We start from the raw sequence: 23,363 nt of genomic DNA, 5'->3' as shown, positions 1-23,363 counted from the left end.
CCGCGACTCTGGCGGGCTGATCCCGAACTGTCAACCGCGCCTTTACGCCCGCACGTTCCACTCCGCGAGCACCGGTCGCCCGTGCTCCGTCGACAACCGGCTGAGCGTGCCGGTCGCCAGCTGGAACAGCCGCCCCTGCGACGGCGGCAGGCCCAGGCGGCGAGCTGTCAGCACGCGCAGGAAGTGGGCGTGGGCGACCAGGACGACGTCGCCGGCGTCCAGCGCGGGAACCACCCGGGCCAGTACCCGGTCCGCTCGCGCCCCTACCTCGTCCGGCGACTCACCACGGCTGTCGCCGGGCGGGACGCCGTCGGTCCACAGGTCCCAGCCGGGGCGGGTGCGGTGGATGTCGACCGTGGTGACACCCTCGTACGCCCCGTAGTCCCACTCGTGCAGATCCTGATCCGGTACGGCGCCGAGGACGCCCGCGAGTTCCGCCGTGCGGACGGCCCGCCGCAGCGGGCTGGTGAGAGCCAGCGCGAAGGGCCGCCCGGACACAAGCGGAGCCAGGGACTTGGCCTGCTCCTCACCGTGGGTGGTGAGGGGCAGGTCGGTGAAGCCGGTGTGCTGTCCCGTCAGGCTCCACTCGGTCTCGCCGTGGCGGACCAGGAGAAGGTCCCCCACGAGGTCAGACCTTCTTCGACGACTCGACGGCGTGGCCGCCGAACTGGTTGCGCAGCGCCGCGATCATCTTCATCTGCGGCGAGTCGTCCTGCCGGGAGGCGAACCGGGCGAACAGGGAGGCCGTGATCGCGGGCAGCGGCACCGCGTTGTCGATGGCCGCCTCCACAGTCCAGCGGCCCTCGCCGGAGTCCTCGGCGTAACCGCGCAGCTTGTCCAGGTGCGGGTCCTCGTCGAGGGCGTTCACGGCGAGGTCCAGCAGCCAGGAACGGATGACCGTGCCCTCCTGCCAGGAGCGGAAGACCTCGCGGACGTTGTCCACGGAGTCGACCTTCTCCAGCAGCTCCCAGCCCTCGGCGTACGCCTGCATCATCGCGTACTCGATGCCGTTGTGGACCATCTTCGCGAAGTGCCCGGCGCCGACGCTGCCCGCGTGGACGTAGCCGTAGGGGCCTTCCGGCTTGAGCGCGTCGAAGATCGGCTTGAGGCGCTCGACGTGCTCCTTCTCGCCGCCGACCATCAGCGCGTAGCCGTTTTTCAGGCCCCACACGCCGCCGGACACGCCCGCGTCGACGAAGCCGATGCCGCGCTTGGCGAGCTCCTCGGCGTGCTTCTCGTCGTCGGTCCAGCGGGAGTTGCCGCCGTCGATGACGGTGTCGCCGGGCTTGAGGATGCCCGACAGCTGGTCGATGACGTTCTGGGTGACGGCGCCGGCCGGGACCATGACCCACACCGCGCGCGGCGCGGCGAGCCGGTCGGCGAGTTCGACCAGGTTGTCGACGTCGGAGAGTTCGGGGTTGGTGTCGTACCCGACGACCTCGTGGCCGGCGTTGCGCAGACGCTCGCGCATGTTGCCGCCCATCTTGCCGAGACCAACAAGACCGATCTGCATGGTTACTTCACTTCCTTGAGGTCGCGGTAGGCCGCGACGAGGGCTGCGGTGGACGGGTCGAGACCGGGTACGTCCGCGCCCTCGGTGAGGGCGGGTTCGACCCGCTTGGCGAGGACCTTGCCCAGCTCCACGCCCCACTGGTCGAAGGAGTCGATGTTCCAGACCGCGCCCTGCACGAACACCTTGTGCTCGTAGAGGGCGATCAGCTGGCCGAGCACGGACGGGGTCAGCTCGGGGGCCAGGATCGTGGTGGTGGGGTGGTTGCCCTGGAAGGTGCGGGCCGTGACCTGCTCCTCGGCCACGCCCTCGTCGCGCACCTCGTCGGCGGTCTTGCCGAAGGCGAGGGCCTGGGTCTGGGCGAAGAAGTTGGCCATCAGCAGATCGTGCTGGGCCTTGAGCCGGTCGCTCAGCTCGGCGACCGGGCGGGCGAAGCCGATGAAGTCGGCCGGGATCAGCTTGGTGCCCTGGTGGATCAACTGGTAGTAGGCGTGCTGGCCGTTGGTGCCCGGCGTGCCCCACACGACCGGGCCGGTCTGCCATTCCACCGGGCGCCCGTCGCGCTGCACCGACTTGCCGTTGGACTCCATGTCGAGCTGCTGGAGGTACGCGGTGAACTTCGACAGGTAGTGGCTGTACGGCAGCACGGCGTGCGACTGGGCGTCGAAGAAGTCGCCGTACCAGATGCCCAGCAGGCCCAGCAGGAGCGGGGCGTTGGCCTCGGCGGGCGCGGTGCGGAAGTGCTCGTCGACGGTGTGGAAGCCGTCGAGCATCTCCCGGAAGCGGTCCGGGCCGATGGCGATCATCAGCGACAGGCCGATCGCGGAGTCGTAGGAGTAGCGGCCGCCGACCCAGTCCCAGAACTCGAACATGTTGTCGACGTCGATGCCGAACTCGCCGACCTTCTCCGCGTTCGTCGACAGCGCGACGAAGTGCTTGGCCACCGCCTTGTCCTCGCCGCCCAGGCCCTGAAGGAGCCAGGCGCGGGCCGAGGTGGCGTTGGTGATCGTCTCGATCGTGGTGAAGGTCTTGGAGGCGACGATGAACAGCGTCTCGGCCGGGTCGAGGCCGTGCAGCGCCTCGTGCAGGTCGGCGCCGTCCACGTTGGAGACGAAGCGGAACGTCAACTCGCGGGCGGTGAAGGAGCGCAGCGCCTCGTACGCCATCGCCGGGCCCAGGTCGGAGCCGCCGATGCCGATGTTGACGACGTTGCGGATGCGCCTGCCGGTGTGACCGGTCCACTCACCGGAGCGGACCCGCTCGGCGAAGGCGCTCATCTTGTCGAGGACGGCGTGCACCTTCGGCACCACGTTCTCGCCGTCGACCTCGATCACGGCGTCCCGCGGGGCGCGCAGCGCGGTGTGCAGCACCGCACGCTTCTCGGTGACGTTGATCTTCTCCCCGCGGAACATGGCGTCGCGCAGCCCGAACACGTCGGTCGCGGTGGCCAGTTCCTGGAGCCGGGCGAGCGTCTCGTCCGTGATCAGGTTCTTGGAGTAGTCGATGCGCAGGTCACCCACGCGCACCACGTACCGCTCGGCGCGCCCCGGGTCGCTCGCGAACAGCTCCCGCAGATGGGCCTGCCACTCGGCGCGGTGGTCCTCCAGAGCGGTCCACTCGGGACGCCGGGTCAGCAACGGGGTCTCAGACATGTACGACGGTCTCCTTAGTGCCCTCGCCCTCGCCCCGCAGGGCGACGGCGTACATCTCGTCGGCGTCGAGGCGGCGCAGCTCCTCGGCGATGAGTTCGGAGGTGGCGCGGACCTTCAGCGCCAGGGTGCGCGGGGGCTGGCCGGGCAGGGTCAGCGTGGCCAGCGGGCCCTCGGGACGGTCGATGACGATCTCGCCGTCGGTGGTGCCCAGGCGGACGGCCGTGACGACCGGGCCCGCGGTGACCACCCGGTCCACGGTGACGCCGAGGCGGGCCTCCAGCCAGCGCGCCAGCAGCTCCGCGGCCGGGTTGTCGGCCTCGGCCTCGACGGTCGCCGAGATCACCTTCGCGCGGGCCTGGTCCAGGGCGGCGGCCAGCATCGAGCGCCACGGCGTCAGGCGGGTCCAGGCCAGGTCGGTGTCGCCGGGCGCGTAGGTGCGCTCCCGGGTCTCCAGCATCCGCAGCGGGTTCTCGACCGCGTACAGGTCGGTGATGCGGCGCTGCGCCAGCGCGCCCAGGGGGTCCTTCGACGGGTTGTCCGGCGCGTCCACCGGCCACCACACGACGACCGGGGCGTCCGGCAGCAGCAGCGGCAGGACGACGGAGTCGGCGTGGTCGGACACCTCGCCGTAGGTGCGCAGCACGACCGTCTCGCCGGTGCCGGCCTCCGAGCCGACCCGGACCTCGGCGTCCAGCCGGGAGGCCTGGCGGTCGCGCGGGGTGCGGGCGTGCCGCTTGATGACGACCAGGGTGCGCGAGGGGTGCTCGTGCGAGGCCTCCTCGGCCGCCTTGATCGCGTCGTAGGCGTTCTCCTCGTCCGTGACGATGACCATCGTCAGGACCATACCCACCGCCGGGGTGCCGATGGCACGGCGCCCCTGGACGAGGGCCTTGTTGACCTTGCTTGCCGTGGTGTCGGTCAGGTCGATCCTCATGGCCTGCGCCAGCTCCGTCCGTCTCGTGCGAGCATCTCGTCCGCTTCCTCGGGTCCCCAGCTGCCCGACGGGTACTGCGCCGGCCGGCCGTGTGTGGCCCAGTAGCCCTCGATCGGGTCGAGGATCTTCCAGGACTCTTCCACTTCCTGGTGGCGCGGGAACAGGTTGGCGTCGCCGAGCAGCACGTCCAGGATGAGGCGCTCGTACGCCTCGGGGCTGGACTCCGTGAAGGACTCGCCGTAGGCGAAGTCCATCGTCACGTCCCGGATCTCCATCGAGGTGCCCGGCACCTTCGAACCGAACCGGACGGTCACGCCCTCGTCGGGCTGCACCCGGATGACGATGGCGTTCTGGCCCAGCTCCTCGGTGGCGGTGGAGTCGAAGGGGGAGTGGGGAGCGCGCTGGAAGACCACCGCGATCTCGGTGACCCGGCGGCCCAGCCGCTTTCCGGTGCGCAGATAGAACGGCACGCCGGCCCAGCGGCGGTTGTCGATACCGAGCTTGACCGCGGCGTAGGTGTCGGTGGTGGAGCCCGGGTCGATGCCGTCCTCCTCCAGATAGCCGCGTACCTTCTCGCCGCCCTGCCAGGCGGGCGCGTACTGGCCGCGGACCGTGTGCTCGCCGAGGTCGTCGGGCAGCCGTACGGCCCTGAGGACCTTCAGCTTCTCCGTCAGCAGCGACTCGGCGTCGAAGGCGGCCGGCTCCTCCATCGCGGTCAGCGCGAGCAGCTGGAGCAGGTGGTTCTGGATGACGTCGCGGGCCGAGCCGATGCCGTCGTAGTAGCCGGCACGGCCGCCGATGCCGATGTCCTCGGCCATCGTGATCTGGATGTGGTCGACGTAGGACCGGTTCCAGATCGGCTCGAACATCTGGTTGGCGAAGCGCAGCGCCAGGATGTTCTGGACGGTCTCCTTGCCCAGGTAGTGATCGATGCGGAACACCTGGTCCGGCTCGAACACCTCGTGCACGATCGCGTTCAGCTCACGGGCGCTCGCGAGGTCGTGACCGAACGGCTTCTCGATGACGGCGCGCCGCCAGGAGTCCTCCGGGCCGTCCGCCAGGCCGTGCTTCTTGAGCTGCTGGACGACCTTCGGGAAGAACTTCGGCGGCACCGAGAGGTAGAAGGCGTAGTTGCCGCTGGTGCCGCGGGCCGCGTCCAGCTCCTCGACCGTCTGGCGCAGCTGGTCGAAGGCGGTGTCGTCGTCGAAATCGCCCGGGATGAACCGCATGCCCTCCGACAGCTGCTGCCACACCTCCTCACGAAAGGGGGTGCGGGCGTGCTCCTTGACGGCGTCGTGCACGACCTGCGCGAAGTCCTGGTCCTCCCAGTCCCGGCGCGCGAAGCCGACCAGCGAGAAGCCCGGCGGGAGCAGACCGCGGTTGGCCAGGTCGTACACCGCCGGCATCAGCTTCTTGCGGGACAGGTCGCCGGTCACGCCGAAGATGACGAGCCCCGAGGGGCCCGCGATCCGCGGCAGCCGGCGGTCGCGCGGATCGCGCAGCGGGTTGGCCCAGCCGGCGGCCGCAGCGGTCAGTTCCATCAGCGGAGTCGCGGTCATTTACGCTGCCACCCCCTTGCTGTCCATGGCCTTCGCCACGGCCGTCAGCAGGTCCTGCCAGGCCGTCGCGAACTTGGCGACGCCCTCGTCCTCCAGCTTCTGCACCACCGCGTCGTAGGAGATGCCGAGCTTCTCCACCGCGGCGAGGTCGGCGCGGGCCTGGGCGTAGCCGCCGCTCACCGTGTCACCGGTGATCTCGCCGTGGTCGGCGACGGCGTTCAGGGTGCCCTCCGGCATGGTGTTGACGGTGCCGGGGGCGACCAGCTCGTCCACGTACAGGGTGTCCTTGTACGCCGGGTCCTTCACGCCGGTCGACGCCCACAGCGGGCGCTGCTTGTGCGCCCTTGCACCGGCCAGGGCCAGCCAGCGCTCACCGGCGAAGACCTCCTCGTAGGCGGCGTAGGCCAGGCGGGCGTTGGCGAGGGCGGCGCGGCCCTTGAGCCCGAGGGCCTCGCCGGTGCCGAGGACGGTGAGCCGCTTGTCGATCTCGGCGTCCACGCGGGAGACGAAGAAGGACGCCACGGAGTGGACCGTGGACAGGTCCAGGCCCTTCGCGGCGGCCTTCTCCAGGCCCGCCAGGTAGGCGTCCATCACCGCGCGGTAGCGCTCCAGGGAGAAGATCAGCGTGACGTTGACGCTGATGCCCTCGGCGATCACCTCGGTGATGGCGGGCAGGCCGGCCTTGGTCGCCGGGATCTTGATCATGACATTGGGGCGGTCCACCAGCCAGGCGAGCTGCTTGGCCTCGGCGATCGTCGCCGCCGTGTGGTGCGCGAGGCGGGGGTCGACCTCGATGGAGACCCGGCCGTCGCGGCCGCCGGTCGCCTCGTACACCGGGCGCAGCACGTCGGCGGCGGCCCGCACATCGGCGGTGGTCATCATGCGCACCGCCTCGTCGACCGTCACGCCGCGCACGGCCAGCTCGGCGAGCTGGGCCTCGTAGCCCTCACCGGAGCCGATGGCGGCCTGGAAGATCGAGGGGTTGGTGGTGACGCCGACGACGTGCTTCGTGGCGACGAGCTCGGCGAGGTTGCCGCTGTCGATGCGGGTGCGCGAGAGGTCGTCCAGCCAGATCGACACGCCCTCGTCGGACAGGCGCTGGAGGGCTACCGCGGGGGCGGTTGCTTCGGTCACAGTGATCATCTTCCTTCTGGCGTTCGGATCAACCGCGCGCGGCGGCCGGCTCGGTGGTCGCGCGGAACACAGCCCGGGCTGCTGCGGCGACGTTCTCGGGGGTGAAGCCGTACTCGGCGAACAGGGCCGTGGCGTCGGCGGAGGCGCCGAAGTGCTCCAGGGACACGACGCGCCCGGCGTCGCCGACGTAGCGGTACCAGGTCAGGCCGATCCCGGCCTCCACCGCGACCCGTGCCTTCACGGCCGGCGGCAGGACCGACTCGCGGTACTCGCGCGGCTGCTCCTCGAACCACTCCACGCACGGCATCGACACCACACGCGTGCCGATCCCCTCGGCCTCCAGCCGCTCCCGCGCGGCGACGGCGAGCTGTACCTCGGAGCCGGTGGCGATGACGATCACCTCCGGGATCTTCGTGGACGACTCGCGCAGCACATAGCCGCCCTTGGCCGCGTCCGGGTTCGGCGCGTACGTCGGCACGCCCTGGCGGGTGAGCGCGAGCCCGTGCGGGGCCGGACGGGTGGCGTGCCTCTTCAGGATCTCGGCCCAGGCCGTCGCGGTCTCGTTGGCATCGGCCGGGCGGACGACGTTCAGGCCCGGAACGGCCCGCAGTGAGGCGAGGTGCTCCACCGGCTGGTGCGTCGGGCCGTCCTCACCGAGGCCGATCGAGTCGTGCGTCCACACGTACGTCACGGGCAGCTGCATCAGCGCGGCCATCCGCACGGCGTTCCGCATGTAGTCGGAGAACACCAGGAAGGTGCCGCCGTAGACGCGGGTGTTGCCGTGCAGGGCGATGCCGTTCATCTCCGCCGCCATGGAGAACTCGCGGATCCCGAAGTGGACGGTACGGCCGTACGGGTTCGCCTCCGGCAGCGGGTTGCCCTCGGGCAGGAACGACGACGACTTGTCGATGGTGGTGTTGTTGGAGCCGGCCAGGTCGGCGGAGCCGCCCCACAGCTCCGGGACGACCCCGCCCAGCGACTGCAGGACCTTGCCGGAGGCGGCGCGGGTCGCGACGGCCCTGCCCTCCTCGAACACCGGCAGCGCCTCCTCCCAGCCCTCGGGGAGCCGGCCGGCGACGATCCGGTCGAACCGTTCGGCGCGCTCCGGCTGCTCCTCGCGCCAGACGGCGATCTGCTTGTCCCAGGCGGCGTGCGCGTCGGCGCCCCGGTCCAGGGCGGCGCGGGTGTGGGCGAGGACGTCGGCGTCGACCTGGAAGGTCTGCTCGGGGTCGAAGCCGAGGACGCGCTTGGTGGCCGCGACCTCGTCCTCGCCGAGCGCGGAGCCGTGGGCGGCCCCGGTGTTGCGCGCGTTCGGGGCGGGCCAGGCGATGATCGTGCGCATGGCGATGATCGACGGCCGCCCGGTCTCGGCCTGCGCGGCCTTCAGGGCGGCGTACAGGGCGGGTACGTCGATGTCGCCGTCGTCGGCGGGCTCGATGCGCTGGGTGTGCCAGCCGTAGGCCTCGTACCGCTTCAGCACGTCCTCGGAGAACGCCGTCGCGGTGTCGCCCTCGATGGAGATGTGGTTGTCGTCGTAGAGGAAGACCAGGTTGCCGAGCTTCTGGTGCCCGGCCAGGGAGGACGCCTCGGCGGAGACGCCCTCCTGGAGGTCTCCGTCGGAGACGATCGCCCAGATCGTGTGGTCGAAGGGGGACTCGCCGGCCGGGGCCTCGGGGTCGAACAGACCGCGCTCGTAGCGGGCGGCCATCGCCATGCCGACGGCGTTCGCGACGCCCTGGCCGAGCGGGCCGGTGGTGGTCTCCACACCGGCGGTGTGCCCGTACTCGGGGTGGCCGGGCGTCTTCGAGCCCTGCGTGCGGAACGCCTTCAGGTCGTCCAGCTCCAGCTCGTACCCGGCGAGGTAGAGCTGCGTGTAGAGGGTCAGCGACGTGTGGCCGGGGGAGAGGACGAAACGGTCACGGCCCGTCCACTCCGGGTCCGCGGGGTCGTGCCGCATCACCTTCTGAAAGATCGTGTACGCCGCCGGGGCCAGACTCATCGCGGTGCCGGGGTGGCCGTTGCCGACCTTCTGCACGGCATCCGCGGCCAACAGCCGCGCGGTGTCGACGGCACGCCGGTCGAGGTCGGTCCACTCGAGGGTGTCGGGTGTGTGCGTGCTCATCTTCAAGAAGTCCTCGCAAGAAGCGCTGCTTATGCTCTGACGTGTTCAAACTTAAAAGTCTGACTTTTCCGCCGGAAGGTCTGCGTGTGTCAGCCTGTGGTGAAAGTGGGACACCGAGAGCGCACCCGGACGGCACGAGAAGGACATGGCGGACACAACCAGGCAAGACGGCGACGCCGGTGAGGACGTGGACGGGATCAGAACGTTCCCCTTCCCGGTCGATCTGAGCGTCGGCGGTGTGGGCATGCAGGTCGGCCCGATGGGCAGCGGTCGCACCTGGCACTCCGAGGCTCCTCTCGACCGCGTCCACCGCATCGACTTCCACGTGGTCATGCTCTTCACGCACGGCCCCGTCCGCCACATGGTCGACTTCGCCGAGTACGAGGCGAACGCCGGTGACGTCCTGTGGATCCGCCCGGGCCAGGTCCACCGCTTCTCGAAGGAGAGCGGGTACCGCGGAACCGTCCTGACCATGCAGCCCGGCTTCCTGCCCCGCACCACCGTCGAGGCCACCGGCCTGTACCGCTACGACCTGCCGCCCCTGCTGCACCCCGCCCCGGCCCAGCTCACGGGACTGCGCTCGGCCCTGGAACAGCTCCGGCGCGAGTACGAGGACACCGGCACCCTCCCGCTGAGCCTGCACGCGGCGGTGCTGCGGCACACCCTGACCGCGTTCCTGCTGCGCCTCGCGCATCTCGCCGCCAGCTCCGCGGAGGCGGCCCGGCTGCAGAGCGACACCACCTTCACCCGCTTCCGGGACGCGGTGGAAGACGGCTTCGCCACCAATCACAGCGTCAGCGCCTATGCCGACGCCCTCGGTTACTCCCGCCGCACCCTGGTCCGCGCGGTGCGCGCCGCCACCGGCCAGACGCCCAAGGGCTTCATCGACAAACGGGTCGTCCTGGAGGCCAAGCGGCTGCTGGCCCACACCGATCTGCCCATCGGCCGCGTCGGCGCGGCGGTCGGCTTCCCCGACGCGGCGAACTTCTCCAAGTTCTTCCACCAGCACACCGACCAGACGCCGGCGGCGTTCCGGGCGGAGCTGCGGTAGGGCTGCCGTTCGCACCGGGCTGGGCGATGCCGTGCCCACCGGCCCCGGCGCGCAGCGGTCACCGGATCGCCGCGCGCAACGATCGCCGGATGGCGTGTCAGGCACCGGCCGACAGGGCGAGGGCGGCCAGGGCCTGCGGGGCGCCGGGCTGGTCGCGGACGCCGGGGAAGGCGTTGATGTCCACGATCAGGGGGACGCCGTCGCCCGTGTCGATGACGTCCACGCCGTAGACGTCCAGGGCGAAGACCTCGCCGACCCGGTGAACCAGGGCGGCCCAGCCGGGCGGCAGGCTGTCAGGGGCGAGCGGCACGGTGGGGCCCCGGCCCTCGGGCGAGAGCTCGGAGCGGCGCAGCGCCGCGAAGGTCCGCTCCCCGATCGCCCACAGCTTGTGGTCCCAGCCGCTGTTGGGAGCGAAATCCTGCACCACCACCGGTTCCCCGGGGTGCGCCGCGGCCAGCTCCCGCAGGTGGCCGCCGCTGTCGACGCGGGCCACCACGTCGTGCTTGCGGCTGTGCCGGCTCTTGACCACCACCGGGCCGCAGAGTGCGGGCCCTTCGGCGAGCCGGGCGAGCGTGGGGTGGGTGCGGGTGGACGCGAACGGCAGGCCGGCCCGCCGGGCGTGCTCGGCCATCGCCGCGCGGTCCTGGCACAGAGCGGTCGCGGCAGCCGAGTTCAGCACCCGGGCCCCGCGCAGTTCCAGCGCACGGGCGAGGCGGATCGCCTGCGGCGTGCGCGCCTTGAGCAGATACACGTCGGCAAGGGGTTCCGGCGGTTCGGGCGGCCCCGCCGTCTCCGGGTCCAGCGTCCACAGCGTGTGCTCTCCGGCGAGCAGCGCGGTCGCGGCGACCAGCAGCGGATGGCCCGGATCTGAGGTGATCAGGCCGATCCTCATACGGTCCTGCCCGCCGCCACCGGAACGTGTGCCGGGCCGGAACGCGGCGGCGGCGCGGTCGTCGCGGCCGAGGAGGTGGCCGATCCGGCGAGCGACGCGGCGCCCCCGGAGCGCTCCCGCTGCTCCGGCATGCGCGGCCGGGCGGGCTCGGCCGGTGCGGCGGCCCGGCTCCCGCCGGCCGCCAGCCCGAGCACGGCCCGTGCCACCCGCGCGGCCGCGTCGGGGACCTGGCGGAAGCTGGGGAAGTCGTTCACGTCGACGACCACGGGGCCGTCCGGCCCCAGCACCACGTCCACGCCGTACAGATCGAGACCGTAGACCGCTCCGGCCAGGGCGGCGATGGCGGCCACCTCGGCCGTCAGCGGCACACGGCGTTCGCGGACCGCGTGGTCGGGGTGGAGCGGGGAGCGGCGTTCGATCGCGTACAGCTCGCCGCCGACGCAGTACACCTTGACGTCGACGCCCGAGTTGGGCACGTACGGCTGGGCGATGAGCAGGCCCTCCGCCGCCAGTTCCGGAACCATGGCCGTGAGGCGGTCCGGTGACCTCACCAGGTGCACGGCCCGCCCCGAGCTGCCGTCGGCGGGCTTGACCACGATCGGGTACTCCGACTCCGGTATCTGCGCCAGCATGTCGGGCCGGGCCGCCGCGTACGTGGGCGGCAGCGGAAGCCCGCTGCCGCGGCCGATCGACGCGGCCAGCGCCTTGTCCCGGACGCCGCGGATCGAGCGGGCGTCGTTGATCGTCGTCGTCCCGGCCGCGGCGGCGGCCTCCAGCAGGGTGAGCCCGGGGCCGCCGGAGACCGTCTTGAGTATCCAGGCGTCGTGCCCCGCGCCCTGCAGTGCCTCCGTCATGCGCAGCAGCGAGCCGCCCGGCCGCACCACGTCCACCTGGTGTCCCCAGGACGTCAGTTGGCGGATCACCTCGACCGGCATGCCGTCGTGGCGGTACTGCTCCTCCACCAGAAAGCAGAGCTTCATCGATCTACCCCGACCCCCCGGACGTCCGCCTCGTCGTCCGGCATCCCGTGACGTCCTGTGCCGACACAGGATGCCATGCCCGTCCCGGGGGCGCGCCGGGCGGCGGACCGCGGGGCGAACGGCCGTGCCACGCCTGCCCCTTCATGTCTCGTGGCGGGGGGTACGGGCCTCACGGTCCCGTGCCGCGGCCGGACGCCGCCGTCCGGCCGGGCAGTTCGGGCCGGTCAGTGCCCGAAGTCGAACCAGTTCACGTTGACGAAGTCGGCCGGCTGGCCGCTGGTGAAGGTCAGATAGACGTCGTGGACGCCCGTGACGCCGCTGATGTTCGCCGGCACCGTCCGCCAGGACTGCCAGCCGCCCGTGTTGGCCAGGGCGAAGCTGCCGACCGGGGCGTTGCTCCGGCTGTCCAGGCGCACCTCGACCAGGCCGCTCACGCCGGACGCGGCGCCGCTGGCCACCCGGGCGTAGAACTGCCGGGCCGCCGTGGAACCGAAGTTGACGCCCTTGTACAGGGCCCAGTCACCGTTCGCCACGGCGCCGATGTTCTGCCCGCCGCCGCTGTCGGAGGTCGCCTCGGTGATCGTGCCGGACTGGCTGTCGTAGGACTCGGCCTGTACGGGGCTGTAGGCGTCGCGGTTGCCGGACGGCGGGGGAGTGGTGGTGCCGCCGCCACCGGACGTCAGCACCTGGACGTAGTCCACGACCATCGGATGGCCGGGCTGGGTGTCGCCGTCCAGTCCGCCGCCGAACGCGTCCGGGAAGCCGCCGCCCATGGCCACATTGAGGATGACGAAGAAGCCGTGGTTCGTGGCGTTGGCCCAGGTGGTGGCGTCCATCTGGTTCGCCGTCACCGTGTGGTAGACGACGCCGTCGACCGAGAAGCGGATCGCCTCCGGGCTCACCGAACGGTCCCACTCCATCGCGTACGTGTGGAAGCCGGACTGGCAGGTGGTGTTCGGGCAGGCGATGGAGTTGCCGATGCCGGTGGTCTCGTTGCACGGGCCGCCGGGGCTGGTGCCGCAGTGCATGGTGGCCCACGTCTTGTTCAGGCCCTGCACGTTCTCCATGATGTCCAGCTCGCCGACGCCGGGCCAGTTCTGGTAGTTGCCCCGGTAGGGCGCGCCCAGGGCCCAGAAGGCGGGCCAGTAGCCCTCGGCGGCGGTGCCGGTGACGTTCGGCATCTGGATACGGCTCTCGACGCGCAGCTTGCCGCCGGCCGGCGGCTGGAAGTCGGTGCGCGCGGTCTCGATGCGGCCGGACGTCCAGCGGCCGGAGGCGTCCCGCTGCGGGGTGATGCGCAGATTGCCGCCGCCGTCGAGCGAGACGTTGCTCGTGCTGCTGGTCATCGTCTCGACCTCGCCGGTGCCCCAGTTGGCGGCGCCGCCGGGGTAGGAGGTGCCGGTGTCGTACTGCCAGTTGGCGGTGTTGACGCCGGAGCCGGCGGGACCGTCGAAGTCGTCCAGGAAGACGCGGTTCCAGCCGGACGGCGGGGCCGGGGCGGCGGCGTCCGCGGACGGGACGGCGATGCCCGCCGCGGCGGCGGCCAGGCCGAGGGTGCCGAGCGCGGCGAGAAGGGCCCGCCGCAGTGGGCGGGGTCTGCGGGCGCCGGGGGATTCGGTCATGGGGGGTGCCTCTCGGAGTCGGAAGCGGATGCCGTTTTGAGAGCGCTCTCAGGTGCGGCCAATGTGCTCTCCGCCACTGCGGCCGTCAAGAGGTTGAATGCAACAAAGTCCTTGGCGCGGCCGGGAGTTCGACTCGCGAATACGGCGAACGGGATGAAGGCCCCGGGTGCCCTGTCCCGGCGCGGGCGCGCGCCCCACGACCGCGCCGACGCCGGCCGTGCCCGGGAAGCCGAGGTGCCCCGGCGGGCGTCGCACCGGTAGCGTGCGGACCATGTCGAGTCCTGAGTCGGACAGGGTGGGGGCTTTCGGTCACGCCGTCAGCCCCCTGCACCACTGAGTTCGCACCTCTGCCGTCGCGCCGCGCACCGCGGCCCGGCGAGCGTGCCCGCGGGGCCGGCCGCGGTGACGGGATGACGTTCTCCTGCTTCTCCTCGCCCCGGAGCCACTCGATGCCTCTTCCGCTGTATCTGCTCGCCATGGCGGTCTTCGCCATGGGCACCTCGGAGTTCATGCTCGCCGGCCTCCTGCCGGACATCGCCTCCGACCTCCATGTCACCGTCGGGACAGCCGCCACCCTCACCACGGCCTTCGCGATCGGCATGATCACGGGGGCCCCGCTCATGGCGGTCCTCGCCCGCGCATGGCCCGCGCGGTCGAGTCTGCTCGGGTTCGTCCTCGTGTTCCTGGCGGCCCACGCCGTGGGCGCCGCCACCTCCGGCTTCCCGGTCCTGTTCGCGACCCGGTTGGTCGCGGCGGTGGCGAACGCCGGTTTCCTCGCCGTGGCCGTGACCACCGGCGCCGCGCTGGTCCCGCCCGACAGGAAGGGACGCGCGCTCGCCGTACTGCTCTCCGGCACCACGGTGGCCACGGTCGCCGGCGTCCCCGCGGGATCGGTACTCGGCACACTTCTCGGCTGGCGGGCCACGTTCTGGGCGGTCGCCGCGCTCTGTCTGCCCGCCGCCATCGGCATCCTCACCGGCATCCCGGCGCGCCGTGCGGAGGCGGACCGGACCGGCGGGCCGGCCCTGCGGAAGGAGCTCGCCCAACTCGCCGGCCCGCGGCTGCTCCTGGTCATGCTGCTCGGGGCGCTGGTGAACGCGGCGACCTTCGCGAGCCTCACCTTCCTCGCCCCCCTCGTGACCGGCACCGCCGGGCTGGACGAGCTGTGGATCTCCGTGGCTCTCGTACTCTTCGGGGCGGGCTCCTTCGCCGGCGTCACCGGCGCCGGACGGCTGTCCGACCGGCGCCCCGGTCTGGTCCTCGCGGTCTGCGGCCCGCTGCTGCTCATCGGCTGGCCGGCCCTGGCCGTGCTCGCCGGCAGGCCGGTCGCGCTGCTCGCCCTCGTCTTCGTGCAGGGCGCCCTGTCGTTCGCGGTGGGCAGCACGCTGATCACGCGGGTCCTCTACGAGGCGGCGGGAGCCCCCACCCTGGCCGGCTCCTACGCGACCGCCGCGCTCAACGTCGGCGCCGCCGTCGGGCCGCTCGTCGCCGCGACCACCCTCGGCACCGGACTCGGCGACCTCGGGCCGCTGTGGGCGAGCGCGCTGCTGGTCGCTGCCGCACTGCTGATCGCGTTCCCCCTGCGCTCGACGATCGCGGCGAGCCGGAGCGCCGACGCGCATCCGTGACGCATGCGAACGCTGCCTGGGAAACCTCGCCGCGGCAGGATGCGCGCCCCGCCGACCCGCCGCACGCACCGCGGACGGTGAACCCCGGCCGGCCGGTACGGCCGGGTAGGGTTCCGGCGTGGTGGACGAGGTGGGAGCGGTATGAGGCTGACGATTCTGGGCGGCGGCGGATTCCGGGTGCCGCTGGTGTACGGGGCGCTGCTCACGGACCGCGCCGAGGGCCGGGTCACCGAGGTGGTCCTGCACGACGTGGACGCCGGCCGGCTTGCTGCCGTGGCCCGGGTGCTGGCCGAGCAGGCGGCGGCCGTCCCCGGCGCACCCCGCGTGACGACGACAACCGACCTCGACGAGGCGTTGCGCGGCGCCGACTTCGTCTTCTCCGCGATCCGCGTCGGCGGCCTCGCGGGCCGCGCCGACGACGAACGGGTCGCGCTGGCCGAGGGCGTCCTCGGCCAGGAGACGGTCGGCGCGGGCGGCATCGCCTACGGGCTGCGCACGGTGCCGGTCGCCGACGGCATCGCCCGCCGCGTGGCCGCTGTGGCGCCTGACGCCTGGGTCATCAACTTCACCAACCCGGCCGGGCTGGTCACCGAGGCCATGTCCCGCCATCTCGGGGACCGGGTCATCGGCATCTGCGACTCGCCGGTCGGCCTCGGCCGGCGTATCGCCCGGGTGCTCGGCGCGGACCCGGCGCGGGCGTGGATCGACTACGTCGGCCTCAACCACCTCGGCTGGGTGCGCGGCCTGCGCGTGGCCGGGCGCGACGAACTTCCCCGGCTGCTCGGCGACGACGCGCTGCTCACCTCCTTCGAGGAGGGCAAGCTGTTCGGCGCGCAGTGGCTGCGCTCGCTGGGCGCGATCCCCAACGAGTACCTGCACTACTACTACTTCAACCGCGAGACCGTCGCCGCCTACCAGCAGGCCGAGCGCACCCGCGGCGCCTTCCTGCACGACCAGCAGGCCCGCTTCTACGACGAGGTGCGCGACCCGGCCACCCCCGCCCTCGCCGCCTGGAACCGCACCCGCGCCGAGCGCGAGGCGACGTACATGGCGGAGAACCGGGAAGCGGCCGGCGCGGGCGAGCGCGACGCCGACGACCTGTCCGGCGGCTACGAGAAGGTGGCGCTGGCGCTGATGAGGGCCATCGCCCGCGACGAGCGCACCACGCTGATCCTCAACGTCCGCAACCGCTCCACCCTGGCCGCGCTGGACGCCGACGCGGTGATCGAGGTGCCCTGCCTGGTCGACGCGAACGGCGCCCACCCGGTGACGGTCGACCCGCTGCCCGGCCATGCCACCGGGCTGGTGTGCGCGGTCAAGGCCGTCGAACGGGAGGTGCTCGCCGCGGCCGCGTCCGGATCCCGTACGACCGCGGTGAAGGCGTTCGCGCTGCACCCGCTGGTCGACTCGGTGACCGTGGCCCGACGCCTCCTCGACGGCTACCGGGCCGTCCACCCGGGGCTGGCGTATCTGACCTGACCCGGCGGCCCGGCACCGGCTGCGGGCCCGGCCGGCCGCTCCCCCGTGTGCAGCGGCCGGCCGGCCCGATCCCCCGTGCTTCCCCCGTCGGGATCCCGGGTTTCCCCCGTCCGGGATCCTGTGGTGCTTCCCCCGTTCCCCGGTATGGAGAGCACCGGGGCCGCCGTCTGATACACCCCTGAGGAAAAAAAGTTCCCCCCGGCGCCGCAGGCCGGGGGGAACGAGGGGACGGGAGCGGTGGGATCAGCCGGTGAAGCCGGCCGTGATGGACGTGAACTGCCAGTTCGTCTGGCTGATGCCGGAGCAGTTCTCCGCCACGCCGCCGCCCGGGCAGGGCCGGTCGCGGTTGACGGACCAGAAGGCGAGCCGGGCGATGTGGTGGGAGTTCGCCCAGTCGCGGATCTGGGTCCAGATCTGCGGCGTGGTGCTCTCCTGCTGGTCGGACAGCCCGTTCATGCCGGAGATGCCGATGTGGGAGTAAGCGGTGGCGTCGTCCCACCCGAAGGTGGACTTCAGCTTGGCCTTCAGGCCCTCGGCCGCGTTCACCGTGTTGCCGTACATGTCGGAGCCGCCGCCGAAGTCGAACGGCATGATGGTGAAGACGTCGATGTCGGCGCCCAGCGACTTGGCCTGCTCGATGAGCCGGTTGCCGTAGTACGTGGGACCGGTGGTCGACGTTCCGAAGGTCACGATGGTCCGCAGACCGGGGTTGTTCGCCTTGACCGTCTTCAGCGCGGTGAGGATCTTCGCCTGGACGGCCTCGTTCTCGAACTCGTCGGTGTTCTCGATGTCCATGTCGATCGCCTTCAGGCCGTAGGCGTCGATGACCTTCTGGATCGCCCCGGCGAGGGCGCTCGCGGAGGAGCAGTTGGCGCCGAGCTTGCTGCCCTGCCAGCCGCCGAACGAGGGGACGATGTCACCGCCGGCGGAGCGGATCGCGTTGATGGCGGACTGGTCGGGCCCTCCGGTCAGCGCCCGCTGCCCGTCCCAGGAGGGGGTGCAGCCACCCGAGTCCAGCACGAACGCCATCGTGAACCACTTCACGCCCGTCGCGCTCATCACCGTGGTCGGGCTCGGCGGGTCGCCCCAGCCCTCGTACAGGTACGGCGCGGCCTGCTTGAAGCCGCCTCCGCCTCCGCCGGTGCCGGCGGCCGTGGTGACCGTGACGGCGTTGGAGGCGCCGGAGACGTTCCCGGCCGCGTCACGCGCCTTCACCGTGAAGGTGTAACTCGTGCTCGCCGACAGGCCGCTGACCGTGGCGCTGGTGCCGGACGCGCTCGCCACCTTGTTCGCGCCGCTGTAGACGTCGTAACCCGTGACGCCGACGTTGTCGGTCGAGGCGTTCCACGTCAGCGACACGCTGGAGGACGTCTTGCCGGTGGAGGTGAGTCCCGAGGGCGCGGTCGGCGCCTGGGTGTCCGAGCCGCCGGTGCCGCCGCCCGGACCGTCGAGGCTGAAGTCGTCGGCGTAGTAGGTGCCCTGCGCGTACCAGCCGTGGACGTAGACGGTGGCGCTGGTCTGGGAGGCGCCGGTGGTGAAGGACACCGACAGCCGGCTGTACGCCGACGGCGACGACGTCCACGTCGAGGCGCCGCCGTCGACGCCCAGGTAGACGTAGGAGCCGCGCACCCAACTGTCGAGGGTGTACGTGGTGTTGGGCTGTACGGAGACGGTCTGGCTGCACTTGGCGATGTCGCCGGACGTCACCGCGCCGGTGAGGGCCTTGCCGCCGCCGTGCACGGGGGAGGAGACGACCGAGCCGAGGTTGCCGGTGCAGGACCAGGGGGAGAGGGCGCCGGACTCGAAGCCGGGGTTGCCGAGGATGTTGGCCGCCTGCGCGGTACCGGGCAGGGCGATGGCGCCGGCCAGCGCGAGGGCGCCGGAGCCGAGCAGGGCGAGGAGGCGACGCACGGGGCGTCCGGGGGGTGTGGAGCGCACGCGATCTCCCTGAAGGAATGGGGGTGTTCGGGAGTGCACGGATGTGCGGGGGTGGTGCGCGCACCAATTTGGTATGGACCAATCTGCCCGTCAAGGCTCTGAACAGAATTGGTCCATACCGGTGGGGGAGGCGAGGGGCATGCGGCGACAGCGGGGGCGCCGCAACGTGCGGGACCGGCGGCGGCCCGGGGCCGGGGCTACAAAGGCAGTGCCTCGCCCGCCCGCACGTCGACGGAGTCGACCCGCTGCGCCGGCAGCGTGACCGACCGCAGCGCCCGCGGCCCTGCCACCACCGTGTAGTCCGGCCCCAGGAACGGCGGCTCGATCAGCCCCGGGTCGTCGCCCAGCGCCAGCTTCACCGCCGCCCACGGCACGTTCACCCCGCACAGTGACAGCTGGTGCAGCCCGCCCGCGGGGCGCGTGTTGACATCCATCAGCACCGGCCGGTCGCCGAACATACGGAACTGCACATTGGACAGGTGGTGCAGCCCGAAGCCCTCCGCGATGCGCCGCGCCGGCTCCAGCCACTGCTCGTGCCGTGTGAAGCCCCGCCGGCGGCCGTTCTTGGTACGGCCGACGGCGAACCGGATCCGGTTGTCGGGACCGGTGAGGCAGTCCACCGACACCTCCGGCTGCTCCAGCCGCGGCATCACCAGCCAGTCCACCGGCTCCCCGGCCCGCCGCAGCGCGTCCACGACCAGGTCGAGGTTCACATACGGGCTCGGGAAGCCGCTGAGCTGGACCAGCGAGAAGGGCGCGCGGCTCACCACCCGGAAGCCCACCCCGCCCGCCCCGGACGCCGGCTTGAAGCACGCCTGGTGCCCGGCCCCCTCCAACTCCTCGACCGCGGCGACGAACTCGTCCGCCGTCCGCACCCGCCACCACGGCGGCACCGGCACCCCGATCGCCTGCACGGCCTCGTAGGCGACCACCTTGTCCTCGAAGACGGCGACGGCCTCCGGCGTCGGCGCGAGCAGCGCCGTGCCCACCGCGGCGAACTCCGCGCGCTGCGCCGCGATCGCCGCCTGGTGCAGCCGGGGCACGAACACGTCGATGCCACGCCGCCGGCACTGGTCCAGGGCGTACTCGACGTACGCCGCCGACGACAGGTCCGGCTCCAGCTCGGCGGTGTCCGCCGCGGCCAGCACCGGGGAGTCGGGGTCGCCGTGGGTGGCGTGGATCTCCACGGCCCGGTCGTCGGGATTTCGCCGCAGCTGATCCATGAAGAACACGTTCTCCGCGTACGTGCGGTTGAGCCAGACGCGTACGCGAGAGACCATGCAGGCCGCCTTTCAGGGCAAGCGGGCAGGGCTCGGTGGCCCGTGCCCGGGCAGGAGAGAGGGAGGGACACCGAACCGCCCTGCGTTCAGGGGAGCCTCGGCGGTGGTGTCGGGGGGATCATACGGCTTTCCCGGGGCCCCGCGTGCAACGCGTGTGTTACGGCTGTCCGGGCAGGTCCGGCCGCCGCCCGGCGCCCGGCGCGCACCTGTCCGGGGCCGCTCTTGTCCGCCGCCTGCGGATGTGTTCTGGTGGTGGGGTTCGTGTGACGGAGGGGGAAGGCACGTGACATCGAGGGCCCCGGCCGGAGGCCGGCTGCTCGCCATCAGCGACCTGCACATCGGCTACCCGGAGAACCGGGCGCTGGTGGAGGAGATGCGCCCGGAGACCGACGACGACTGGCTCCTGGTGGCCGGTGACGTCTCGGAGGCCGTGGCCGACGTCCGCTGGGCCTTGAAGACCCTCGCGAGCCGCTTCCGCCAGGTGGTGTGGGCGCCGGGCAACCACGAGCTGTGGACCCATCCGAGCGACCCGGTCGCGCTGCGCGGCGTCGCCCGCTACGAGCACCTCGTCGACGTCTGCCGCGACCTCGGCGTCCTCACCCCGGAGGACCCCTACGCCGTGTGGGAGGGCCCCGGCGGACCGGTGGCCGTCGCCCCGCTGTTCCTGCTGTACGACTACTCCTTCCTGCCGGCCGGCTGCGCCACCAAGGAGGAGGGCCTGGCCTACGCGCACGGGACCGGGGTCGTCTGCAGCGACGAACACCTGCTGCACCCCGACCCCTACCCGACCCGCGAGGACTGGTGCCGGGCCCGGGTGGCGCAGACCGAGCGGCGGCTGGCCGAGCTGCCCGACGGGCTGCCCGTGGTGCTCGTCAACCACTACCCGCTGCACCGTCACCCGACCGAGGTGCTCTGGTACCCCGAGTTCGCCATGTGGTGCGGCACCACGCTCACCGCCGACTGGCACCGCCGCTTCGACGTCGCCGCGATGGTCTACGGCCACCTGCACATCCCACGCACCACCCACCAGGACGGCGTCCGCTTCGAGGAGGTCTCCGTGGGCTACCCGCGCGAGTGGCGCAAGCGCCCCCAGCCACCGGGACGACTGCGCCGTGTCCTCCCGGCGGAGGTGGGCCGGCCGTGATCGAGGAACTGCTGCCGTCCTGCGTCGTCGTCGTCGAGACCTACGACCTCGACGCCGCCGACGAGGCACTGCTGCACCCCGAGGAGGCGGCCGTCGTCGCTCAGGCGGTGCCCAAGCGGCGCCGCGAGTTCGCCGCCGTACGGGCGTGCGCCCGGCGCGCGATGGACAAGCTCGGTGTGGAGCCGCAGCCGCTGCTGCCCGGGGAGCGCGGCGCGCCGCGCTGGCCCCATGGGGTGACCGGCAGCATGACCCACTGCGACGGCTATGCCGCCGCCGCGCTGGTCGCCGCCGCCGACCTGGCCTCGCTCGGCATCGACGCCGAGCCGCACGGACCGCTGCCCGACGGGGTGCTGCCCACGGTGTCGCTGCCTGCGGAGCGGCGGCGCCTGGCGGAGCTGGCCGTCGCGCTGCCCGGGCTGCACGCGGACCGGCTGCTGTTCAGCGCCAAGGAGTCCGTCTACAAGGCGTGGTTCCCGCTGACCGGCCGGTGGCTGGACTTCACGGAGGCGGACATCGACCTCCGGCCCGACCCCGGCGGCGGCCGGCACGGCACCCTGCGCGCCGAACTCCTCGTCCCCGGCCCGTCAGTGGGCGGACGGGTCGTACGGCACTTCGAGGGCCGCTGGACGGCCGGCCGCGGCCTGCTCGCCACGGCCGTCACGGTGCCGCACGCGTGAGGCCGCGCCGCGCCGGAGGGACGCGGCAGCGCGCGGGGACGGCCCGCCGGCAGTTCGGGGGTGCGGGTGTCGCGTTGTGGGCACCCCGCTGACCGCTGTGCCGTCCGCCGGCCCGGTCAGGGGTACCAGCCGCGCAGCAGGTGGAAGAACGCCTCCTCGTTGCCCGCCAGGCCCGCCTCGGCGAGCGCCCGTTCCGCCTCGGCCAGGACCGCGGGCGGGACCGGCGGCGCGCCGGGCACCCCGTAGGGGCCCGCCCCGTCGTCGTGGACGGCCCGGACGGTGTGCAGCAGCCGCAGATAGGCCTGAACGGCGGTGCGCTCGCGGTCGGTCAGTACGGTGGTCGGCATCGGCCCTCCCCGTGTCGGCGTGATGGGACCCAGCTTGCCGTCCCCCACTGACAATCGGGCCCAGCCGCGCTCCGGTACCACCCGGGCGCCACGCCGGGACGTTCCCTAGGCCTGCGGGCCCAGGTAGCCGAGGGACGCCTCGATGCGGCCCGCCAGGCGGTCCCGCTGCACCGGGGCGCGCAGTGCCGAACCCGCCAGCCAGGTGCGGCACCGGCTGGCCAGCAGCAGGCCGAAGGCCTCCGCCTCCTGCTCCTCGGCCTCGTCGAACCGGGTGCGCGCGGCCATCGAACGGACCGTCGCCTGAAGGCCGGCGCCGTCGCCCAGCAGCCGGGCGGCGACCGGAACGCCGTCGACGGTGTGACCGCTGTGCCCGGCCTGCATGTGCCACAGCTCGTGCCCGAGGATCACCAACTGGTGGTCGGGCGCGGTGCGTTCCTCCAGCACGACGAGGTCCTGGTCGGCCATGTCGAGCCACAGCCCGCTGGCCGTCCCGGGCGGGAACGCGGCCGTGCGCAGCCGCACGGGGCGGCCCCGGCGCCGGCCCATCGCCGCGCACAGCGCGGTGTACAGCTCGACCGGCGGGGCCGGTGCCGGCAGGTCGAGTTCGGTCACCAGCGCGCCGCACAGGCGGCGCATGTCCCTGGCGATGCCCACGGTCCTCCCCCGGTTCACGACTCGGGCCGTTTGACGCTCTCCAGAAGCATGTCCAGCCATTCGGCGACCTTGTCGCGGTGCTGGTCGGTGGGCAGCTGCGCGGCCCGCCAGGCGATCCCGCGTACCCCGTGGTCCTGCAGCAGCCGCTCCAGCGGGTCCTCCGCGGCCGCGGCCGCCGCCCGCTCCCGGTCGGCGAGCCGCTGCAGCAGGTCCTGCTCGGTGCGCTGCAGCGCACCCGCGAGCGCCTCGGGGTCCTCCGCGGTCAGAAAGCCCGCGTGCACCCGGAAGAAGCGCTGCAGGGCGTCACAGTGCTCCATCGTGGGGCGCCGGTCGCCGTTGATGAGCGCGCCCGCCTGCTGCCGCGACATGCCGGCGCCGTCGGCGATCTCCTGCTGGGTGTAGCGGCGGCCGTTGGGCTTGAGCCGGGTGCGGCGCAGCAGGTCCAGGCGTTGCAGGAACCGCGCCTGCACATCCGGCTCGCCCGCCGGGAAACCGCTGAGCAGGGTCTTGACCACGGACTCGGGGACACCGCAGGCCACGGACAGGCGGGCGGTGTCGAACACCTCGGAGTGCGGCACGCCGAGCCGGTCGGCGAGTGCGCCGACCCGGGTGACGACGGCGGACAGCACAGCGGACGGAGTGGCGTCCGGAACCTCGAAGCCATCCGTCACCGACAGGTCTCCCACGTCTCTCACGGCCCTCTCACAGGCGTGTCGTTCCGCACCGGCAGTCGTGAACTGCCCGGAGATTATCCGCTGGT

20 protein-coding genes are annotated in these 23,363 nt (G+C 72.4%); 5 read left to right on the top strand and 15 right to left on the bottom strand.

Annotated elements, in window-relative coordinates:
* Window positions 1-42: 42 nt before the first annotated feature.
* Genes AC0B9F_RS07385 through tkt form a run of 7 tightly spaced genes read right to left on the bottom strand, consistent with a single transcriptional unit; the run spans window position 43 to window position 8,911 of the window.
* Window positions 43-624, bottom strand: a complete 582-nt coding sequence (locus AC0B9F_RS07385; protein ID WP_471999510.1) for a histidine phosphatase family protein — start codon at window positions 622-624, stop codon at window positions 43-45.
* A 4-nt stretch (window positions 625-628) separates the two neighbouring features.
* Window positions 629-1,513, bottom strand: coding sequence for a phosphogluconate dehydrogenase (NAD(+)-dependent, decarboxylating) (gene gnd / locus AC0B9F_RS07380; protein WP_471999509.1), 885 nt, complete (start codon window positions 1,511-1,513; stop codon window positions 629-631).
* Window positions 1,514-1,515: 2 nt separating this feature from the next.
* Entirely contained in the window at window positions 1,516-3,162 is a 1,647-nt protein-coding gene (gene pgi / locus AC0B9F_RS07375) for a glucose-6-phosphate isomerase (RefSeq protein ID WP_471999506.1), read from the bottom strand.
* Window positions 3,155-4,096 (bottom strand): glucose-6-phosphate dehydrogenase assembly protein OpcA, encoded by a 942-nt coding sequence (gene opcA, locus AC0B9F_RS07370; protein ID WP_471999504.1) that lies wholly within the window; start codon window positions 4,094-4,096, stop codon window positions 3,155-3,157. Before opcA ends, pgi begins: the two co-directional genes overlap by 8 nt.
* A complete protein-coding gene (gene zwf / locus AC0B9F_RS07365; protein ID WP_471999502.1) occupies window positions 4,093-5,655 on the bottom strand; it encodes a glucose-6-phosphate dehydrogenase in 1,563 nt (520 codons plus the stop codon). Before zwf ends, opcA begins: the two co-directional genes overlap by 4 nt.
* Window positions 5,656-6,798, bottom strand: a complete 1,143-nt coding sequence (gene tal, locus AC0B9F_RS07360; protein ID WP_471999500.1) for a transaldolase — start codon at window positions 6,796-6,798, stop codon at window positions 5,656-5,658.
* Between the two features lie 19 nt (window positions 6,799-6,817).
* Window positions 6,818-8,911, bottom strand: coding sequence for a transketolase (gene tkt / locus AC0B9F_RS07355; RefSeq protein ID WP_471999498.1), 2,094 nt, complete (start codon window positions 8,909-8,911; stop codon window positions 6,818-6,820).
* Between the two features lie 145 nt (window positions 8,912-9,056).
* Here tkt and AC0B9F_RS07350 point away from each other — a divergent pair, with 145 nt between their 5' ends.
* The gene (locus AC0B9F_RS07350; RefSeq protein WP_471999496.1) at window positions 9,057-9,962 is read left to right on the top strand and encodes a helix-turn-helix domain-containing protein; all 906 of its coding nucleotides are present in this window, start codon (window positions 9,057-9,059) and stop codon (window positions 9,960-9,962) included.
* 97 nt (window positions 9,963-10,059) lie between these two features.
* Here the strand turns inward: AC0B9F_RS07350 and AC0B9F_RS07345 are convergent, their stop codons facing one another.
* From AC0B9F_RS07345 to AC0B9F_RS07335, 3 genes are all read right to left on the bottom strand, one after another.
* A complete protein-coding gene (locus tag AC0B9F_RS07345; protein ID WP_471999495.1) occupies window positions 10,060-10,854 on the bottom strand; it encodes an ATP-grasp domain-containing protein in 795 nt (264 codons plus the stop codon).
* Window positions 10,851-11,834, bottom strand: a complete 984-nt coding sequence (locus AC0B9F_RS07340) for an ATP-grasp domain-containing protein (RefSeq protein ID WP_471999494.1) — start codon at window positions 11,832-11,834, stop codon at window positions 10,851-10,853. Before AC0B9F_RS07340 ends, AC0B9F_RS07345 begins: the two co-directional genes overlap by 4 nt.
* A gap of 224 nt (window positions 11,835-12,058) precedes the next feature.
* Window positions 12,059-13,456, bottom strand: a complete 1,398-nt coding sequence (locus AC0B9F_RS07335) for a glycoside hydrolase family 16 protein (protein WP_471999492.1) — start codon at window positions 13,454-13,456, stop codon at window positions 12,059-12,061.
* A gap of 449 nt (window positions 13,457-13,905) precedes the next feature.
* Between AC0B9F_RS07335 and AC0B9F_RS07330 the strand changes: the two genes are divergently transcribed.
* Both AC0B9F_RS07330 and AC0B9F_RS07325 read left to right on the top strand, forming a co-directional pair.
* Entirely contained in the window at window positions 13,906-15,084 is a 1,179-nt protein-coding gene (locus tag AC0B9F_RS07330; RefSeq protein ID WP_471999490.1) for a Cmx/CmrA family chloramphenicol efflux MFS transporter, read from the top strand.
* A 141-nt stretch (window positions 15,085-15,225) separates the two neighbouring features.
* Window positions 15,226-16,563, top strand: coding sequence for a 6-phospho-beta-glucosidase (locus AC0B9F_RS07325; RefSeq protein ID WP_471999489.1), 1,338 nt, complete (start codon window positions 15,226-15,228; stop codon window positions 16,561-16,563).
* Window positions 16,564-16,806: 243 nt separating this feature from the next.
* Here the strand turns inward: AC0B9F_RS07325 and AC0B9F_RS07320 are convergent, their stop codons facing one another.
* A complete protein-coding gene (locus tag AC0B9F_RS07320) occupies window positions 16,807-18,501 on the bottom strand; it encodes a carbohydrate binding domain-containing protein (RefSeq protein WP_471999487.1) in 1,695 nt (564 codons plus the stop codon).
* A 197-nt stretch (window positions 18,502-18,698) separates the two neighbouring features.
* Entirely contained in the window at window positions 18,699-19,781 is a 1,083-nt protein-coding gene (locus AC0B9F_RS07315) for an ATP-grasp domain-containing protein (RefSeq protein WP_471999485.1), read from the bottom strand.
* Window positions 19,782-20,064: 283 nt separating this feature from the next.
* On the opposite strand from AC0B9F_RS07315, the gene AC0B9F_RS07310 reads away from it, so the two are divergent.
* Window positions 20,065-20,925: a metallophosphoesterase family protein gene (locus AC0B9F_RS07310; RefSeq protein WP_471999483.1), complete on the top strand. Its 861-nt coding sequence runs from the start codon at window positions 20,065-20,067 to the stop codon at window positions 20,923-20,925.
* A complete protein-coding gene (locus AC0B9F_RS07305) occupies window positions 20,922-21,602 on the top strand; it encodes a 4'-phosphopantetheinyl transferase family protein (RefSeq protein ID WP_471999480.1) in 681 nt (226 codons plus the stop codon). The genes AC0B9F_RS07310 and AC0B9F_RS07305 overlap by 4 nt, the downstream gene beginning before the upstream one ends.
* 116 nt (window positions 21,603-21,718) lie before the next feature.
* Here AC0B9F_RS07305 and AC0B9F_RS07300 read toward each other — a convergent pair whose 3' ends face one another.
* The 3 genes from AC0B9F_RS07300 to AC0B9F_RS07290 all read right to left on the bottom strand — a co-directional run bounded on the left by AC0B9F_RS07300 (window position 21,719) and on the right by AC0B9F_RS07290 (window position 23,274).
* Window positions 21,719-21,949: a hypothetical protein gene (locus tag AC0B9F_RS07300; protein ID WP_471999478.1), complete on the bottom strand. Its 231-nt coding sequence runs from the start codon at window positions 21,947-21,949 to the stop codon at window positions 21,719-21,721.
* Window positions 21,950-22,054: 105 nt separating this feature from the next.
* Window positions 22,055-22,585, bottom strand: coding sequence for a toxin-antitoxin system, toxin component (locus tag AC0B9F_RS07295; RefSeq protein ID WP_472000868.1), 531 nt, complete (start codon window positions 22,583-22,585; stop codon window positions 22,055-22,057).
* 32 nt (window positions 22,586-22,617) lie between these two features.
* Window positions 22,618-23,274: a helix-turn-helix domain-containing protein gene (locus AC0B9F_RS07290; RefSeq protein WP_472000866.1), complete on the bottom strand. Its 657-nt coding sequence runs from the start codon at window positions 23,272-23,274 to the stop codon at window positions 22,618-22,620.
* Between the last annotated feature and the right edge of the window lie 89 nt (window positions 23,275-23,363).

The sequence above is a fragment of the Streptomyces sp. NPDC097129 genome (genome assembly GCF_055668065.1).
Note: the sequence above shows the minus strand (reverse complement) of the source record. Positions and strands in the feature narration are given on the sequence as shown.